This is a genomic window from uncultured Eudoraea sp. (genome assembly GCF_947258525.1).
GTDB lineage: Bacteria > Bacteroidota > Bacteroidia > Flavobacteriales > Flavobacteriaceae > Eudoraea.
The window spans coordinates 1-2,071 of record NZ_CAMYIP010000153.1 but is presented as its reverse complement, the minus strand read 5'-3'; the positions used below and the strand labels follow the sequence as shown (position 1 = coordinate 2,071).

General features: G+C 37.6%; 1 protein-coding gene. It reads right to left on the bottom strand.

The window, feature by feature from the left end; all coding sequences use genetic code 11:
• Positions 1 to 583 precede the first annotated feature (583 nt).
• A complete protein-coding gene (locus Q0X89_RS11335; protein ID WP_297694207.1) occupies positions 584 to 1,663 on the bottom strand; it encodes an IS110 family transposase in 1,080 nt (359 codons plus the stop codon).
• Positions 1,664 to 2,071: the final 408 nt, after the last annotated feature.

Here is a 2,071-nt window from a genome sequence, read left to right as displayed (position 1 = left end):
CAGCTGTCTGTATGAAATTCAAGAATCAAATTATAACTCTAAAATTGGTTAATAGAAGGGCCGCTGGTGCTTTATAAATTTAATAAAATTGAAAGGCCAAAACAACCTGATTTGGATATGTTTTTAAAAACCAATCACAGGTTTCGGGGCAATATTTATATAGGCCCTTCTTCTTTTGAAAAACCTTAACCTCTTCTATGTTGTAATCCTAAATTTCTGCACACTTTTTTGTTCTTTTTAAACACAAAAGACATAGCAAACACATTAGAGAATGAAATCTCTTTTGTAACCGGGCAATTATGAGCCAGAGGGAAACTCTTGGTTAAAAACAGTATGGGTTCGATGCCCATACTGTTTTTTCATTTTGCCTCCGGTATAACTAATCGCCGTCGGTCACTCTTGGTTATATATTGGCAATCCTATAAAAACAACCTTCTATCAACAATCGAGCCCAGCTCGTTGCATCTCCTTTTTCATTTTATTATAGTGTGGGCTTACAGGCTAAAGAAAACAGTCGAATTGTCGCTGCAGAGGTCAAGAGGCAGTCCCACTACTTTTTGATTGTTTTTTCAGATTACCTTTTTTATTTAACAACTCCTTTAACATAAGGTGTTTTGTTTACTAATACGTGTTTTATCCGGCTCAGCAATTTTTTTGCAATGTTAACTATTGCTTTGGGGGCATCCATCCTTTTTACTAGCTCTCCGTATTTCATCATCAGCGCAGGATCATGCCTGATTGCTATCCAGGCACTTTCAATTAACATGCTCCTTAATTGCCTGTTACTGCGTGGTGTGATCCTGCCAATCTTTTCATTTTCTCCACTTGAATTGGTTCTTGGTACAAGCCCTACATAAGAACATAAACGGTCTATACTTTTAAAGCGACCAATGTTGTCCAATTCGGTTAAGATGGTCATCGCTGTAATTAAGCCAATACCCGGAACAGTGCGTAGTAAAGCTATCATGGCAGAATATTCGCTGTCTTGTTCTAAGCCTCTCAGACTACGGTTTATCTCCAGTAGCTTTGCCCTGAGGTGTTCAACAGTATGTTTTATATGTGTCAATGTCTCTCTACCGTGGATTGTCCCTAGTTCCAGGCTATCCAACCAGTTACTGTACCTTTTCGACCAGTGGATTGACCCCGTTGCCAGTTCAGTTGGAATTTCGATATTATGATAATATAAAAATGATTTTGTCCTGTTTTTATACCTGCTGATTTCTTTCACAAGCGTTCTGCGATATCTTACCAGCGACCTTAGTCCTTCTATTTCCATATTTGGAACATAAATGGCTTCCAATTCCCTGTTATATAATGAACGAACAATTTTTTTACTATCTCGGCTATCTTCTTTTTGCTTCTTCTCTTTATCCGTTGTTGGAATATCCGCAGGGTTGACTACTATGTTGGTAATACCCATTTCTCTAAGTTTGCGGTGAGGTCCGAATCCGCAGAAGCCTGCTTCATAGGCCGAATAATAAGTCCCATTTGGATAATTGTTTTCCAAATATTTCTTTAGATCCTCTGCTTTCGCATTCTGCGAAAATGTCTTGCAAATTATTCCGTTAGTCAGAATAGATACACGCCAACTCTTTAAATGCGCATCAATGCCAGCATATATGTCTTTCCCCTTAAAATTTAATCCGTGATTTTGACTTTGCATAAGTTTCCGTTTTTACTACAATTTAATACCCTACGAATTTAATTTAGTGGGCAGAAACTTATCAGTTAAGTCATTACAAACATAAGGGCTAAAGGATGGACCAATTTACTGACCGTATAAACAACGGGAGAGAAAATTCTCCATTGCAATGGAATAATCAATCAATAGTTCAACAAAATACGCAGGAAAATTCTTTTCAACCTAATGCATTCCAACTTCCTGAGCTGCACGTTACAAGATGAATTCCTAACGCAGCGTGGCTGCAAACAAATGTAGGAATTTCCGCATATTTGAGTATGCAAAAATTTATTAACAAATACAGTAGCTATATCCATGGTGTGATCCATGGGTTCGACAGGATAATTCTGAAAGGACATATAGGGGATTTCTATTACAAGAATGGGTTTT

Coding starts and splice junctions, on each gene's coding strand:
- Q0X89_RS11335 (WP_297694207.1), bottom strand. CDS start 1,663: ATGCAAAGTCAAAATCACGGATTAAATTTTAAGGGGAAAGACATATAT.